This window comes from Pseudomonas sp. C2.3V, from assembly GCF_058536325.1.
Window position 1 is genome coordinate 3,876,779 of the sequence record NZ_JBZUBN010000001.1, and the last position, 16,647, is coordinate 3,893,425.

A 16,647-nucleotide genomic window follows, 5' to 3' on the forward strand; every position below is an offset into this window, starting at 1 on the left:
AAGCATTACCCGTCAGGCCGGCCGTACTCGTATAGCTAAGACTGACGAACCCTCAAGCGGTTCAGGACGGGAAGACGGTCATCGGATGATGACTTCTACTCGGCGATTGCGCAGTTCTGCCGTATTGGGCGGCGTTTGGATCAGCAGGTTCTCCTCGCCATGGGAGGCGACTGTCAGGTCCAGCAAGTCGAGATGCCGGGCCTGCAACTGGCGGGCAATCAGCTGGGCACGCTGCAAGCCCACCTTTTCATTGACCGAGGCACTGCCCAAGGTATCGGTATGCCCGATAATGGAGACGGCCGCGGGCGTGCGTTTACGCAGCGTATCGACAATACGCTGCAGCGTGTCCTGTGACTCATCAGTGAGCCGGTTGCTGGCACCCTCAAAATACAACGTGTAATACACCGGAAGCGTCGGCTGGGCTGCCAGCGCGGGGGTAAAGTCCATTAGGATCTGCTTGGGCGGCAAGGTAAAGGTCCGCCCCGGCGCCTCCTTGTCGAGGCTGACAGCCTGCTGGGTTCTGTCGATCTGGGTCGTGCCTGTGGGCGTCGTGACCGTGACATCTCGCGTCTGGCCATAAGGGCTATCCACCAGCACCACATAGGACTTGGAACTACACCCTGCCAGCCACACGGCCAACAACCACACAGCTTGGCGAAACGCTTTACTCATGGTCAACCTTGGCCATGAACTGGGCGCTGCGCGAGGCAATGGTTCCGTGAGGCGTGAGAATCTCGACCGCCTCGGGCTTGAGCCTGGCAATGCTCCCCGCCACGTAATTCAATGTGCCTTGCTTGAGTCTTGCAGCCAGCTTCAAGGCCCCCTTGGCTGGAGCAAACGCAAAGGCCTCGAGCGTGAATGTCGATTGCGGCCCGAACGACATAACAGACCCGTCCTCGAGTGTAATCCCGAAGGAGCCGTCGTCTCCGGCCTCGAAGGTACTGCCTACATTCACCGGCGTGCCCACCTTGATCGCGACAGGCTTTCCCTTGAGTGTGGTGGTCACGCTGCCCTGTACGGTCATGACATAACCTACCGGCCTGGGCGCGCCGTGGGCAGGCCATGCCGCCAAAAGGCCCGAAAGGCAGAGAACGAGCCACGCATTCTTGTTCATGAGCGTTGACCTTGAAGTCCGTATCGCACCACGCCTGGCCCTGGCGTCCTTTCTCTGCTCCGTTTCCCTGAGCGTTCCGTGCAATCGCTGTATACATACCGATAACCGTTACGTTAGTTCAAAACGTGCGGGCCATCGGACTAAAAATGCGATGCAGTCCAAACTGCCAGATACTGACCCTCCTCCAGTGCCCGACAGGTATTACAGGTTGTGCAGCAGCTGCCAGAGCGAGGCGCCAATGCCCGTAATACTTTCCCCTGCAATCAGGCCTGCTGCCGCTGCAATGGCAAACCGCTCGGTCAGTCCGCGCCAGCGCAGTCCGGCAGCCCAGGTCAGGATTGCGCCCAGGGCCATCATCAGGGAAATCGAAGCCGGCAGAATAAACGCCAACCCCAACGCCGCGGCACTGGGAAGGTAACGCGCCAGCCGATCCTTTGCACAGGCATCCAATACGCCCAGGGCCACGCCTGCAGCGGCAGCTATCAGCATGGCCCACTGAATACTGGCAGAAAGTGAGTCCAGGCCTGAGGTCAGCGTCTGCGCCACGGCCTTCCAGGTCGCCACGGCCGGAGCAGGCCATTCCTGCGTGAGCAACATGGTTTGCGGATCTGGAATAAGCGTCTGGTAGACCAGCACCCCGACCACACTGCCTATCGCAATCCCCAGGCATTGAGCAATCACCTGCTTGGTAGGAGTCGCCCCGATGGCATGGCCTACCTTGAAGTCATTCATCAGGTCCGTGCATTGTCCGGCTGCGCCACCGGCCGTGTTGGCACTCATCAGGTTGATGGGCACCTGCCCCGGCGCCACGATGCCAAAGCTCAGCTGCGACAGCTGCCCGATGGCACCGATTGGAGGAATGCCGGTTGCTCCCACGACACGTGCCGCCACAGCTGCCAGGCACAGCGCCAGTGGAATGGTCAGCAAGGCCATGAACCAATCAATGCCAAATAGGGCCGCCTGTAGCACGATGATCAATCCGATAGCTAACGCCAGACCTGCCAGCGGGCCGGGTTTTGGCCGCTGCCAGACAGTGGAGGTCTCTGCCGAGCGGGATTTCCCCAACGTCCTTACCTGCAGTACACGCAAGGCCAGAGACGACAAGGTCGAAGTCACCATGATCGTTACCCCAGGCCACACCAGCCATTCCACCAGCGTTGCGAACTGCGGCCCCTCGCTGCCAGGCGCAAGCTCTACCAACCCGTGCGCCAGCAGCCACGGCGCTATGCCACCCCAGGCCAGGGCCGCGCCCAGAAGGAGAGTCAACCCGACGCGCAGCCCGATGATGCCGCCAAACCCGACCAGTAGCAGCGACGGATCGAAGGTAAAGGTCAGTCGCTCCAGATGCGCCGTGGGCGACCAGCGAGGAAAGGTCCAGTAAAACGTATCGACAGCCTTGACAAGTCCGGAGAACACGGCCGTTCCAAACAGCACCCACAGGCGCCGCATGGCTTCCTGGCCGTGGGTATAGATATGGGTCATGGTTTCCAGCGTGGCCATGCCTTCAGGAAACTTGAGATTGCCATCGGTAATCAGTGATGGCCTTAAATACCAGGCGATCCATATGCCCAGAAAGCTGACCGAAAAGACCCAGGCCATCATCGGAACGGCATCCAGCTGCTCACCGGTCAGCAGTGTGTAGGCTGGAATCGGCGCTACCAGTCCACCTGAAATAATGGACGCCGCCGCCGAGGCGACGGTCTGGTTGATATTACTCTCATGCAATGTCCAGGCAGGCCAGTGCCGGTTACGGACCAGCAGCCCCTGCCAGAAGCCAAAGCCCACCAGCAGTGCGATGATCGACATGTTGAATGACCAGCCGATCTTGAGCCCGGCATAGACATTGGAGGGAGTTAGCACGATGCCTAACACCAGACCGGTCAAGACAGCGCGCAGGCTCAGCTCGCGCTCTGCCTTCATGGGCGTTCCCCGGCAGATGCTGCTCGCTGAACGATGCACAGAAAGGGGCTATCAACAGGAGGAAAATTCGAAGCAATCACACCAGATCCTTACTGTATTGGGTGGGTGTGCAGCACTTTGTCCCTCGGAATCGCCAAAGCGCTCAAAACAACGACCATGAAAAACCGGTCAAGGTCCCTGCCCGCTCCCAAATTGGCCGTCATGAGCGCCTTGTATATGGATTGCTCACTTAAATTGTCCTGTTCAAGGCAAAATCCATGCTTTTCGCTGGTCTTTACCGCAGCTCGCCTGATCTTTAGAATATGTGAGAACGGTTCTCATTTTTCCATTTGCGGAAATGTTCATGACAACAGGCGAAATAAAGGCAGCTCCTGGGTTGAACGTGCTGTACCGTGACCACAGCGACTGGCTGACAGGCTGGCTGCGCAGGCAGACAGGGTGTAGCCAGCGGGCTGAAGACCTGCGGCAGGACACCTTCGTACGGCTGCTGACCAAGCCTGAACTGCCTGCCATGCGTGAGCCGCGGGCCTTTCTGACCCAGATTGCCAAAGGCCTCCTGATTGATCATTACCGCCGCGCCAGCCTTGAGCGCAGCTATCTTGAGGCTCTATCCACACTGGCAGACGAGCATTACCCCTCCGCTGAAGCCCTGGCTTCGATTATCGAGGCCTTGGCGGAGCTTGATCGCCTGCTCGGCAAACTTTCCAGCAAGGCTCGAGCGGCCTTTCTATATAATCGCCTCGACGGCTTGACCCACTCTGAAATTGCCGAGCGCCTGGGCGTATCGGTTCCACGGGTTCGCCAATATATTGCTCAAGGGCTACGGCAATGCTATGTGGCCCTCTACGGGGAACCTGTGTGAATGTAAGACCTGTGAGCCGTCAGGTTCTGGATCAGGCGATAGACTGGCAAGTACGCCTGGAAATGGGAGAAACCAGCCAGGAGCAGCTAAACGCCCTGCAGACCTGGCTTGCCGAGCATGCTGAACACCGCCGTGCCTGGGAGCAGCTGAACGGTATCAACCAGCGCCTGCGCATTGCAGAACAACCCGCTGCGCGAAATGCTCTGTTGCAGCCCTCTGCCAATGGGCGTCGGCGCCTGGGTCGCAGCACGTTAGTCATTGCCCTTGCGGGCCTTCTGAGCCTTATTGCGGTAAACCGTCATGTACCGGTGCGTTACGCCCTGGCTGATAACGTAACCGCCACGGGGGAACAGCGCACGCTGATGCTGCCTGATCACACCCGCATCGTGCTGGCGGGTCGTAGTGCCTTGAATGTTCGCTTCGATGAGCAGGAGCGTCGGGTAATTCTCCTGGCAGGAGAAGCCTTTATCGAAACCGGGCACGACACCGCCAGTCGCCCGTTCATCGTGGAAACCCAGGCCGGACGAATGCGGGCGCTGGGTACGCGCTTTCTCGTGGAAGAGGAATCACGCGGCTCGCGTTTGACGGTCCTGCAATCGGCTGTGGCGGCACAGCCGCGCTTTGGCCTTGGCGAGGCGGTCATTCCCCAGGGCGAGCAGGTCCTCATGATGGCGGACCGGCTGGATGAGCTCAAAAATGCACCAGCCAATGCCGACGCCTGGACTCACGGCATGCTGGTGGTCGATAACCAACCCCTGAGCGATGTCGTGGCGGCATTGAGTCACGAGCGCACCGGACTCATCACCCTTGATCCGGTCATTGCCACGTTACGGGTAACGGGCACCTTTCCTCTGCACGATGCTGACCAAGCTCTGCGTGCCCTCGCCCTCAATACACCGATACGAATCGAGCAACACACGCGCTGGTGGCTGGCCGTTAAACCCCGTTAACCAACGGGGTTTCAGCACGACACGTTCGTTTTCTGCGTTTTTCTATCTTCGTTATTCAAAAATATTCCAAGACGGCTCTATCACTTTGCCATTCTCATTCGGCAATGAAACGAATTCGCATTCGCCTCTTGGAGAGAGCCATGTCGTCGCTGTTCCGTCCTTCCTTGCTTGCCGCTGCACTTGTTTTAGGCCATGTCACGTTAGTCCACGCCCAGACGACCACCGCTGAGCGCACCTACCAACTCCCCGCTGCGCCTCTGGCCAGCACGCTAAACCGTATCGCCAGCGAAGCGGGTCTGACCCTGAGCCTTGACCCTTCGGTGGCTTCCGGGCGTACGTCGAATCCGGTCAATGGCCGCTACGCAGCGACCGAGGCCCTGCGCGAGGCCCTGCAGGGAACCGGGCTTGAGCTGACCGAACGCGAACCCGGCGTCTACACCGTACGCGTATTGCCAGCAACGGGCGACACCTTGAGCATGGCATCAACCACCATTACCGCCGGTGAGCTGGAAAATGCCTGGGGCCCCGCAGAGGGTTATGTGGCAACCCGTTCTGCTTCCGGCACCAAAACCGATACGCCAATCCTGGAAACGGCTCGCTCCATGTCGGTTGCCACCCGCGAGCAGATGCGCGACCGCGCCGTGCATAACATTGATGATGCCGTTCGTTATATGCCTGGCATCGTAGCCAGCAGCTACGGCAGTGATACCCGGGCCGACTGGCTGCGGGTACGGGGCTTTGAGCCGACCCGATTCCTGGACGGGCTGCGCCTGCCGGACGGCGTCTATGTCGACCCCAAGCCTGAAACCTGGAACCTTGAACGCCTGACCCTCCTGCGCGGCCCCGCATCCTCCATCTATGGGCAGACGCCGCCCGGTGGCCTAATAGACATGGTCAGCTTGCGTCCCCAGGCTGAAACCAGTCATGAAGTGCGTGCCGAAGTTGGCAGTGACAACCATCGCCAGATCAATTTCGACACCACCGGTGCGTTCGATGAAAACGCCAACGTGCTTTATCGCGTAAGCGGCGTGGTGCGTGACAGCGACACGCAGATCGATCATATCGAAAACAAGCGCTACAACATCGCTCCCAGCCTGACCTGGAATATCGATGACGACACGCACCTGACGTTCCTTTCGCAGTACACGCGCGACGATACGGGTGCGACTAGTCAGTTCCTACCTCTTCAAGGCACCAAGATTGATGGCCCGTGGGGCAAGGTTTCTCATCACAAGAATCTGGGCGATCCGGATTGGGAGTACTACGATCGCACCTATTACTCGTTAGGCTACGCGTTCGATCATCGTATCAATGATGTGTGGCAGTTCCGTCAAAACGCACGGTATACCAAGAGCGACTTAGAGTTTCAGACAATTACAGCTGGCGGCTCCGCTACTGCAGTCAGCCCTGACGGCACCGTACAACGCAGCACAACCTCAACTGATGAAGACATCAGCCAATTCGCCATCGACAATAATTTCCAGGCAGACTTCAATACTGGCGACTTGCAGCACACCTTATTGCTAGGTCTGGATTATCAGCGTTCGAATACAAACTACACGTCGATTTTTGGCTCAGCGCCTGCGAGCAACATCCATAATCCAGTTTATGGCTTACCTATAGAACGCCCGGCGCGGTCAAACGCCTGGTATGACTACAATCAGAAAATCCACCAGACAGGCCTTTATGCTCAGGATCAGATTGCTCTTGATCACTGGCGCCTCACCTTGGGCGGACGTAAAGACTGGGTTACTACTGACACCGAGTTTTACAATGCCTTAGCAAACGGTGCCCACCCTAAAGATCGTGATTCAGCTTTTACTGGGAACATATCCCTCAGTTATGTCTTCGACTCTGGCTTGGCTCCTTACATCTCTTACTCAGAGTCCTTCCAACCAAGCAGCGGTGCCGACGTCAGTGCTACGCAATCATTCAAGCCTACCGAGGGCAAACAATATGAAGTTGGTGTGAAATACCAACCAGCAGGTACCAACACACTGCTAACTGCTGCGGTATATGACCTTACGCAAAAGAACGTTCAGGTTACTAACTACAACGAAGACGGTAATCCCATTACAAGTCAGACAGGCGAAGTCAAAGTCCGAGGCGTAGAGCTTGAGGCAACCTCAGACCTTACCCAAAACCTCAAGATGATCGCCTCTTATTCCTACACTGATACGGAGGTGCAAGACGGCCTATATAAAGGCAAGCGCCTGCAGCTCATCCCTGAACACCAAGCCTCGCTCTGGGCTGACTATACATGGCATACAGGCGTACTAGACGGCTTCGGCATAGGCGCTGGCGTCCGCTACGTAGGTGATACCTACGGTAATCAAGGCAACACTTGGGAGGGCCATGCCGGCTCCTACACCCTGTATGACGCTGCCGCACATTACGATCTAGGCCGCCTCAACAGCCGTCTGAAGGGCGCTTCTGTAGGCGTGAATGCTACCAACCTGTTCAACAAGGACTATATTTCTACCTGTGATGGCTTTTACTGCTACTACGGTGACCAGCGTAGCTTGATCGCCAACGTTACCTACAAGTGGTAATCGCGTAATGTTGTGACAAAGCCGGTGCCAGGCCGGCTTTTGTCCATCAGAAAGGGACCTGATGATTCGACACTAGTAGCATTGAGCATGCATAAGGCTTGCATAACAACCCATGCATCGCGGACGATCACAGTTCAGCTTTTGTTAAGCTTTGATGAAGAGAGTGCGTGATGTCGATGATCCTCTATCACACCCCCGCATCCCCGTTCGGCCGCAAGGTCGTCGTGATGTTGCACGAGACCGACCTGATCGAGCAGGTTGAGCTGGAGATCGTCCAGCAGACGCCCCTCAATCCCAATCGTGATGTCATCGATGCCAACCCGTCAGGCAAGATTCCGGCGCTGCGCCTGGAAGATGGCACTACCCTGCATGACAGCCGCGTCATTCTGGATTACCTGGATACGCTGCATCAGCACACCCCCATGATTCCTCGGCAGGGTCCCGAGCGCTGGCGGCGAATGACACTGGCCTCCCTGGCCGATGCCATGACCGAATCGGCCGTACAGATCCGCTACGAGACGTTCATGCGGCCACCGGGCATGCAGTGGAAGCTCTGGCTGGATAACCAGCATGAGAAGATTGCCCGTTCGCTGGATTATTTTGAGCAGACGGCATTGCCCGAGCTTGAAGGCCACTTCGATATGGCCTGCATTGGCCTGGCCTGCCTGCTGGGCTATCTGGACCTGCGTGTATCCAACTGGCACTGGCGCGGTGAGTATCCCAAGCTGGCGGCCTGGTACACCGAGGCGGATCAGCGTCCCTCGATGCAGGCAACCCGCCCCGAGGCACGCTAATCGTTTCCAGGCGCCAGCCCTGGCTGGCGCCTCCCAGCCTTAGCAGCGAGGCGACCCGGACACGTATTTTTCCCTGGGATCAACCGCGGCATCCAGCTTGCGCAAGGCCTTGGCTCCAATCAGCAGCGGATAGCGGAAGTGACTGCGGTCCGTCAGATTGACCTCGATGGTACGGGACACATCGCCTACACAGACTTCCATCTCGATGACAGGGCGTTGTGCACTGGACGGCGTATCATCCTCACCGTCTTCATCGCCCTCATCCGAGCGGCTTTTGATCTTGCTGATTCGCGCCAGACGGTGCTCAAATACCGTATCGTCCGCCTTCTCCGTCGCCAGACGGAAGCTGACCCACTGGTCTCCGTCACGCTCGAACGTCTTGATGTCCTTGGCCGACAGCGAGGCGGTCCAGGCACCGGTATCCATCTTGGCCGGCAAGGATACACCCAGCTCAGGTAGACGGAATGTCTCGTAGCGGCCGTAGAGCGTCGGCTCGGCCGTCGCTAGCACAGGCAGGCTCAAAAGGCCCAGCAGGGATAAAAAACGTTTCACTCAATCACTCCGGCAGGATCACGGATAGAAGTCTCCCGCGCCAGGGCCGCTATGTCCACAACGTACTGAGATTATCGAATCCCCAAGCCTCGGGCGACTCACGTCCAATGATGCGGTCGTAGCCTTTCAGGCGTGGCAAATCGATCACTTCATGCCCGATCGGCTTCTTGTGCCTTGCGTCATAAAAGACCTTTACGGTCGGTGTCAGCAATGACTTGGGGTTCTGCTCCACCACCACCGCAAGGCGCTCGCTTTCCAGCTTTACCAGCGAGCCGACCGGGTAAATGCCGACCGCTTTGACAAATGCCTGAAAGACATGCGGATCGAAGTGCCCTTTCCATTCAGCCATCCGTTTGACGGACTCGGCCGGGTCCCAGCCTCTTTTGTAAGGGCGATCCGACGTTACCGCGTCATACACATCACATACCGTGGCGATGCGGGACATCAGGCTGATCTGCTCACCGGACAGCTTATCCGGATAACCACTGCCATCGTATTTCTCATGATGATGCAGGCAGACATCGATGGCTGTCTCATCAGCTTGCCACGCTGTGAGAATGCGCTCCCCGGCCTTCGGATGACCCTGCATGATGATGAACTCTTCATCCGTCAGCTTGCCCGGCTTGTTGAGCACCTCCAGCGGCATCGTCATCTTGCCGACATCATGGAGCAAACCGGCCAGACCCGCCTGCCGTGCGGCCGTCTCACCCAGGCCAAGCGTTCGAGTAACGGCAATCATCAGCGCCGACACGGCCACCGAATGCAGATAGGTATATTCATCCGAGGTCTTGAGTCGCGCCAGGCTGATCAAAGCATTGGGATGGCGCAGCACCGAATTGGAGATTTCCTCGACCAGACTGGCAGCATCGCTCACCTCAACGACCTGTCCCATTCGCGCATCTTCCAGCATGCCTTTAACGGCTGTCTTGGCGCTATCGCAGAGCACCTTGGCCCGCTTTATTTCTTCAGCCATCTCGACCTGAACGGCAACCCCGGCCCCATGCGCCTCCAGGGAGCACCCAACATGAGCCGGATCTACATCAGCCCCTTTGCTAACATCGATCCACAACCCGTCGATGTCGCTGTCCAGAATACGCTGCAACTCATTCGGCGAGCGAATGACGAAGTGCCCCTTCCAGAAGGGATGATCCACCCATGGTGCGCAAAATTCGCTCACATACATGCCCAGACGGGCCTGCGAAACGGGAATACGCTTAAGCATAATGAACAATTACAGCCGTTATCAGTGTCCTAGATAATCCATAGACGCCATTGCTGCCTAAGCGGCCCGGTAGAGGCTCAGAATGTTTATGGCGCTAACGAAAAGAATAGTACTCAGGGAGACTTCATGCGTCATCTGATCGTCGGACTGACTAGCGGCATTTTGCTCTTGATCAATACCCTCATTTTGATTGGCCCCTTGATGCTGGTTGCGCTGCTCAAGCTGCTCTGCCCTTACAAGCCGTGGCGCGACGCCTGCTCGCGCGGGGTCATGACCATCGCCGAGACCTGGGCAGAAATCGACAAGGTCATCTTCGCGCTCTGCACCCCTACAGTCTGGGACATACGCGGTGCCGAGAACCTGCGTAAGGACCGCTCTTACCTGATCATCTCCAACCACCAATCCTGGGTCGATATTCCAGCTCTCGTGCAAACCTTCAATCGTCGGTCGCCCTACTTCAAATTCTTCCTGAAGAAGGAGCTGATCTGGGTCCCCTTCCTTGGACTGGCATTCTGGGCACTCGACTACCCGTTCATGAAGCGCTATTCGAAGGCCACGCTGGAAAAGCGCCCGGAACTCAAAGGGATCGACCTGGAAATCACGCGTAGGGCCTGCGAGAAATTTCGCGATCAGCCCGTTACGGTCGTGAATTACCTGGAGGGCACGCGGTTCACGCCAGCCAAACATGCCCAGCAGCAATCACCCTACCATCATCTACTCAAACCCAAGGCAGGTGGAATTGCCTTTGTACTGGCTTCACTGGGTAAGCAGCTCGATGCCATTCTGGATGTCACGATTCTCTATCCCGAAGGAAAACCGCCCGGCTTCTGGGCTTTGCTCAGTGGCCAGGTCAAGCGCGTCATTGTAGATATCCGCACTCTTCCTCTGGAGCCTTCACTGTGTGAGGGGGACTACCAGAATGATCCCGTTTTTCGTGAGCAGGTCCAGCAATGGGTCGGCGCATTATGGGCCGAGAAAGATCGGCGGATCGAAGCGCTGCAAAAAGAAATGCGCCAGGAATAATCCTGGCGCATCGGGAGAAACCGTACACAGGCACGGATCGAAATCCGCGCCCGGGCAGGTTTACTGCTTGGCGGCCTTGACCGTTACCGCCTTGATGTCGGCCTTCGACAGCGGGTTGCTGGTCGAATTGGACAATTCCTGGCGATACGGGTTGGTCAGGCTGGACGTCAGGCGGATATCGTTGGATGCCGCACCCACCGAGATCTTGAACGTATCAGCATCCACAACCCAGTTGTTGGTGGCTTCATTGAAGTAGGCCAACGAACGGTCGTTGAGCTGCAACGTGACACGCTTGGTCTCACCCGCATTCAGGAACACCTTGCCAAAGCCCTTGAGCTCCTTGACCGGACGCGCCACCTGCGGCTTGTTCTGACCAATATAGAGCTGAGCGACTTCAGCACCCGCACGCTGCCCTGTGTTGGTCACATCGAAGGACACCTTGATAGGCGCGTTACCCACTACCACCTTGGGCGTTACCTTGATGTTGGAATACTTGAAGCTGGTGTAGGACAAGCCATAACCGAACGGATACAGCGGCTTGATACCGCTCATCTCGTAGCCACGGTAGCCTACGTACAGACCTTCGCTGTAGGCCATACGGGTAATCTTGCCGGTGTTGTCGAACTCGGGGAAACCTGCATAGACGGGGTTATCCTGCAGTTTCTTCTCAATGCTGAACGGCATTTTCGCGGACGGGTTGACTACCCCGTACAGGATTTCCGCCAGTGCCTGGCCACCGTACTGGCCAGGATAGAAGGCATGCAGTGCGCCATCGACCTGGTCTATCCAGTCGGTCATGTTCAGACCGGTGCCGCCATGCATAATAACCACAGTTTTCGGGTTGACCTTGGCAACGTTCTGGATCAACTGGCTCTGGTACTCAGGCAGATCAAAGCCATGGTCGAAACCTTCGCCTTCATACTCATTGCTGTTACCCACAGCCATGACAACCGCATCGTACTTGGAGAGGTCCTGCGGAGCAGCCAGCGAGGCCCAGCTCATCTGAACGCCAACCATGCCACCCATGGTAGAGATGTAGCCTTTACGACGGGAGTATTCAAGCTTGATGTCGTAGGACTTACCTGCTTCCAGCGTGACCTTGCCATACACAGGAATGGTCGGCGGAATGCTGTTGTTGGGCAGCGGATTGCCATCGCCATTGTCGATGATCTTCTGACCATTCACATACAGACGCACAGCGCCATCCGCACGAACCTTGAAGATCTGCTCGCCAGAGATGGTTGGCGTTACCGATCCGCTCCAGCGAACGGACGTATTCTGATCGTCGCCGGTAACGGGATAGTTCGCGCCGTTGGTGGTATTGGAAACATAGTCCACTGTTGTGGTCTTGTTGCCATTGGCCCAGTCCAGGTTCACATGCTGATCGATACGGGTGTCAGAAGGAGTACCGGACCAGTTGGCATTATTGAAGAACTCAGCCTTCAAACCTTTTTCGGTATTGCCGGAGGCATCGGTGGTCGTCCATTCGGCCGCATTTGGGTCCAGGGACAGCGAGTCGATGAAGTCGACCTTGGCGTTACCAGCCACTTGCTTCAGGCCACTCAACTCACTGACGAAATTGCGTGCATCGACATTGGCACTACCGAAACCGGTAGGCGGCGCGTACTTGGCCAAGTTGCCAATGACCGCAATGGACTTGACCTTGTCTCTGGACAGCGGCAACAAGTGATCCTTGTTCTTCAGCAGAACGATACCTTCACGAGCACCTTCCAGGGCTGCCTGCTGGCTGCTGGCACTGTCCATGTCCTTGGACGCGGCAGGAATGGCCTGGTCGAAGCGGTACGCATATATCTGACGCAGGATCCGGCGAACCTTGTCATTGATGGTCTCGGTCGAGAGCTTTCCTGCCTGGATATAGGGCGTCAGGATGGTGCTATTCATCTGATAGCCCATCATGTCCAGATCGGTACCGGCATCAGCTGCCAGATAGCCATGAACGACAGCGTTGTAGTCGCTCTGCATGAGACCTTTCCAGCCCCATTCCTTCTTGAGCACGCCGGTGATCAGATGCTGGTGCTCACAGCTGTAAACGCCATTGATCAACTGGAACGCGCACATCATCATCGCAACGTTGCCGTTCTTGGCAGCCGACTCGAAGGCGGGCAGGTACATTTCGCGCAGGGTACGCTCGCCGATCCGCTCGTCCAGTGTAAAGCGGTTGGTTTCCTGATCGTTCGCTACAAAGTGCTTGGCATTGGCCCAGACGCCCTGGGACTGGATACCGTTGATGACCGCAGGCGCCATCACAGCGCCCAGATAGGGATCTTCGCCAGAAAGGTATTCGAATGCACGGCCGCTATAGGGCGAGCGGTACAGGTTGGCACCCGGACCTGTTACGAACTGATAGCCACCGGCACGTGTGTCGTAGCCCAGTGCTTCACCAAAGGACTTGGCTCGGTCGACGTTCCAGGTAGCCGCAAGGTTGGGACCCGCCGGGTAAACGATACCCTGGTTGTTGTCCTGACTGGTGTAGCGGATACCCACACCACCGTCTGCACCATGAATCTGGGGCAGACCAAATTTATCCAGCCCCTTGACATCCCAGGGGCCCGTTCCGCCAATCAGTGAAAGCTTCTCGGAAAGAGACATCTGTCCCAGCGTGCTCTCGACCTTCTTTTCAACCTGGGCAGGGTTTGCCTGGGTTACCGCATATGCTTGACCAACTGCCAGAGCCAAAGCCGTAAGCACAGCTCCCTGTAGCTTCATATTTCCCATTATTAATTAAGTCCTGCTTTTAAGTTAATAAAAACGAGTCACTTCGATATTGCCGAATATCAAGTTTTACTGACTTAACAGCGTCCCGCGTCCTGCGACAAATAACCTCAATAAAATCAATTAAAGTTATTTGTACAAGTTGAGATTTTTTTGTTATGGGAGCAAACGAGAACAAAAGGTAGCAAAATGATGGCAACAGAAAATCGCGTAAACGCGCGAAAAACCCGAAAAGATTAAGGCAAAAAAGACGAAAAATTGTCAAATGAAACGGTTTAGCAAGTAGCAAACCATTTCTCTAATTTAACTTGAACTTTTATCCCTAAATGATGTCCAGCCAAACTCTCGGCTTTAATCTATCGATTAGAACTTAGTCAAGAATCGAAAATTTAGAGTTGATTTTTTCTTTCAGAAGAAATTAGCTAAATATATCTACCTAACTCAGGCAGATATTTATCCGAAGAGTGAGAGCGTAATGAAAAAGTTTATTTCCAGCCTATGCCTGGTAGCAGGTTTTGCCGTAACAGGATGCGCCCTGGCGGCTGAAGACTCAGCCACTGCCACTCAAGCATCCGGCACGTCCAATGGCTTGATGCAACAGGAGCACAACAGCAAGGCCGCCCAGAAAGCCAAACAGGAGCAGGACACTAAAGGTGGTCGTCCTGACGGCGTGTCCAACCCGAATGCCCTGAGCACCAAATAAGCACTGCTCAGCGCTCAAGCGCCTGCCGTTAAATGAGGCAGGCGCTTTCAGGCAGCTCCAGCTTCGAGACTTGCGAATACAACGACATTGGCTGACTAAGCGCTCAGGTTCTATTCAGAGCGGCTTGGATGCTCGCTAATATCCCCTTCCGTTGACATGCCCTTCTGAGACAAAACCGACGAAGCGCCTCTTGCCCTTTTGTCAGCTTTTGTTCAGCTAAAAACAGGTAATAGAAGTAACTTTGCAGCTAAAAAGCGATTTGGCTCACAGCCAATTTCGGTGGGTTACAGCAGCAAACACGTATTATTAAGCGTCTATCTGTACACTAAGTGTTCATTTAACGGTGCGATTATCATCCGTTAGGCTTTGTTTTCTCGTTTAGCCAACGCCCACTGCTTTCTACGCTACCGCCTATAACCATGAACCTACTCCAACCCGCCTCGTCGACCACGGCTGAACGCAGCCCTTCCCAGAGCGCTTCGCTGCCCTCGGTGCCTATGAGCGAGCCACCGCTCACGTCTGTGGATTCCCACAAGCCGGGTGACGATGATGTATGCGAATGGCTGGTCAGCCAGGGAAAGCTCAAGCCTGGCGATCTGGAGCGGGCCCGCCGTCTTCACGAAACCTCCTCTGGAGAAAGCTTCAGCCATCTGCTGTTGCGCCTGGGCATGGTATCCGAGCGAGACATGGCGCATGCGTGGGCCTCACTACTGGACGTTCCGCTGGTTCTGGAAAGCGATGCGCCAGAAATCCTGGAAGACCCACTTGACGTTTCCACACGCTTTCTAAAGCAGCATCAGATTGTGCCGTTGGGGCAGGACAGCACAGGCCAGATTCACCTATTGGTGGCCAATCCCGCCGAGCGTTATGCCATCGAGGCGCTTGAGTACGCCTGTGGCCGCGCGGCTCGGCTGTCCATAGGACTTCGCAGCGACATCGAAAACCTGATCGAGCGTTATTACGGTCAAGGCCGCTCGGCCATGGGTACCATCGTGGAAAACCTCGACGCCCAGGCCAATTCGGAAGACGACATCGAGCACTTGAAGGACCTGGCCTCAGAGGCGCCCGTGATTCGCCTGGTAAACCTGATTATCCAGCGCGCTGTAGAAAACCGCGCTTCGGATATCCACATTGAGCCCTTCGAGAATCGGCTCAAGGTACGTTATCGCATCGATGGCGTACTGCATGAGTCCGAAGCACCGCCTTCCAGCTCAACGGCCGCGGTGATCTCGCGCGTCAAGATCATGGCCAAGCTCGACATTGCCGAGCGCCGTCTCCCCCAGGATGGCCGCATTATGCTGCGTATCCAGGGCAAGGAGCTGGACCTGCGGGTATCCACTGTTCCGACCAGCTTTGGCGAGTCGGTGGTAATGCGTCTGCTCGATCGCGAATCGGTGAGTTTCGATTTTGACACCTTGGGCTTTGCCGGCAAGTCGCTGGACAACTTTCTCAACGTGCTGGAGCGACCCCACGGTATTCTGCTGGTCACCGGCCCCACAGGCTCGGGTAAGACCACCACGCTGTATACCGCGCTGTCGCGCCTGAACACCGCCGAGCGCAAGATCATTACCGTAGAAGACCCGGTCGAATACCAGATCGAGGGCATCAATCAGATCCAGGTAAAGCCATCTATTGGATTGGATTTCGCCGGCGCCCTGCGTTCCATCGTGCGCCAGGACCCGGATGTCATCATGATCGGCGAAATGCGCGATCTGGAAACCTGCCGTATCGCCATTCAGTCTTCCCTGACCGGTCACCTGGTGCTTTCGACACTGCATACCAACAGTGCGGCGGGCAGCATCACGCGTCTTTTGGACATGGGAGTGGAAGACTATCTGCTAGCTTCTACAATCAATGGCATTCTGGCTCAGCGCCTGGTACGCCGCCTGGATCCAGCGTTGTCAGAAGCCTATGAGCCGCTTCCGGAAGTTATTAGGGAATATGAACTCGAAAAATACACGGATGAACGCCCGATCCGCCTGTACAGGCCACGTCGCGACTTGCCGCCCAATGAGGGCTACCGTGGTCGTAGTGCCATCAGCGAACTGCTGGTCATGAGCGATACGCTCCGCAGCCTGCTCATGCAGCGCGCCGATGCCGCGACACTGGAACAGGCCGCTCGCGCAGAAGGCATGTATACCCTGTACGAAGACGGGCTGCGCCAGGCGCTGGCAGGTACGACTACCTTGGAAGAGGTCCTGCGTGTGACGAGCGGAGACTGA

At 56.4% G+C, this 16,647-nt stretch carries 13 protein-coding genes; 7 read left to right on the forward strand and 6 right to left on the reverse strand.

Features of this window, described 5'->3' with window-relative positions; genetic code table 11:
• Window positions 1-78: 78 nt before the first annotated feature.
• From AC4LF3_RS18350 to AC4LF3_RS18360, 3 genes are all read right to left on the reverse strand, one after another.
• Window positions 79-672, reverse strand: coding sequence for an OmpA family protein (locus AC4LF3_RS18350; RefSeq protein ID WP_491836126.1), 594 nt, complete (start codon window positions 670-672; stop codon window positions 79-81).
• A complete protein-coding gene (locus AC4LF3_RS18355; protein WP_010796060.1) occupies window positions 665-1,114 on the reverse strand; it encodes a FecR family protein in 450 nt (149 codons plus the stop codon). The genes AC4LF3_RS18350 and AC4LF3_RS18355 overlap by 8 nt, the downstream gene beginning before the upstream one ends.
• Before the next feature lie 201 nt (window positions 1,115-1,315).
• Complete coding sequence (locus AC4LF3_RS18360) at window positions 1,316-3,034, reverse strand: OPT/YSL family transporter (RefSeq protein ID WP_491836127.1); 1,719 nt, start codon at window positions 3,032-3,034, stop codon at window positions 1,316-1,318.
• A gap of 343 nt (window positions 3,035-3,377) precedes the next feature.
• On the opposite strand from AC4LF3_RS18360, the gene AC4LF3_RS18365 reads away from it, so the two are divergent.
• The 4 genes from AC4LF3_RS18365 to AC4LF3_RS18380 all read left to right on the forward strand — a co-directional run bounded on the left by AC4LF3_RS18365 (window position 3,378) and on the right by AC4LF3_RS18380 (window position 8,192).
• The gene (locus tag AC4LF3_RS18365) at window positions 3,378-3,896 is read left to right on the forward strand and encodes a sigma-70 family RNA polymerase sigma factor (protein WP_286789249.1); all 519 of its coding nucleotides are present in this window, start codon (window positions 3,378-3,380) and stop codon (window positions 3,894-3,896) included.
• Complete coding sequence (locus AC4LF3_RS18370; protein WP_434140201.1) at window positions 3,893-4,846, forward strand: FecR family protein; 954 nt, start codon at window positions 3,893-3,895, stop codon at window positions 4,844-4,846. Before AC4LF3_RS18365 ends, AC4LF3_RS18370 begins: the two co-directional genes overlap by 4 nt.
• A gap of 128 nt (window positions 4,847-4,974) precedes the next feature.
• Window positions 4,975-7,398, forward strand: coding sequence for a TonB-dependent siderophore receptor (locus AC4LF3_RS18375; protein ID WP_491836331.1), 2,424 nt, complete (start codon window positions 4,975-4,977; stop codon window positions 7,396-7,398).
• A gap of 170 nt (window positions 7,399-7,568) precedes the next feature.
• Complete coding sequence (locus AC4LF3_RS18380; protein ID WP_019365482.1) at window positions 7,569-8,192, forward strand: glutathione S-transferase; 624 nt, start codon at window positions 7,569-7,571, stop codon at window positions 8,190-8,192.
• A gap of 39 nt (window positions 8,193-8,231) precedes the next feature.
• Here the strand turns inward: AC4LF3_RS18380 and rloA2 are convergent, their stop codons facing one another.
• Both rloA2 and AC4LF3_RS18390 read right to left on the reverse strand, forming a co-directional pair.
• Window positions 8,232-8,744 (reverse strand): retropepsin-like aspartic peptidase RloA2, encoded by a 513-nt coding sequence (gene rloA2, locus AC4LF3_RS18385; RefSeq protein WP_010796066.1) that lies wholly within the window; start codon window positions 8,742-8,744, stop codon window positions 8,232-8,234.
• Window positions 8,745-8,793: 49 nt separating this feature from the next.
• A complete protein-coding gene (locus AC4LF3_RS18390; protein ID WP_010796067.1) occupies window positions 8,794-9,966 on the reverse strand; it encodes an HD-GYP domain-containing protein in 1,173 nt (390 codons plus the stop codon).
• Between the two features lie 126 nt (window positions 9,967-10,092).
• Between AC4LF3_RS18390 and yihG the strand changes: the two genes are divergently transcribed.
• On the forward strand, window positions 10,093-10,989 hold the full coding sequence (gene yihG, locus AC4LF3_RS18395; protein ID WP_286789252.1) for a 1-acylglycerol-3-phosphate O-acyltransferase, YihG family: 897 nt from the start codon (window positions 10,093-10,095) through the stop codon (window positions 10,987-10,989).
• Window positions 10,990-11,049: 60 nt separating this feature from the next.
• Here yihG and AC4LF3_RS18400 read toward each other — a convergent pair whose 3' ends face one another.
• A complete protein-coding gene (locus AC4LF3_RS18400; RefSeq protein ID WP_491836128.1) occupies window positions 11,050-13,725 on the reverse strand; it encodes a beta-glucosidase in 2,676 nt (891 codons plus the stop codon).
• Window positions 13,726-14,197: 472 nt separating this feature from the next.
• On the opposite strand from AC4LF3_RS18400, the gene AC4LF3_RS18405 reads away from it, so the two are divergent.
• Both AC4LF3_RS18405 and gspE read left to right on the forward strand, forming a co-directional pair.
• The gene (locus AC4LF3_RS18405; protein WP_019367344.1) at window positions 14,198-14,425 is read left to right on the forward strand and encodes a hypothetical protein; all 228 of its coding nucleotides are present in this window, start codon (window positions 14,198-14,200) and stop codon (window positions 14,423-14,425) included.
• Between the two features lie 497 nt (window positions 14,426-14,922).
• Window positions 14,923-16,647, forward strand: a complete 1,725-nt coding sequence (gene gspE, locus AC4LF3_RS18410; protein WP_491836332.1) for a type II secretion system ATPase GspE — start codon at window positions 14,923-14,925, stop codon at window positions 16,645-16,647.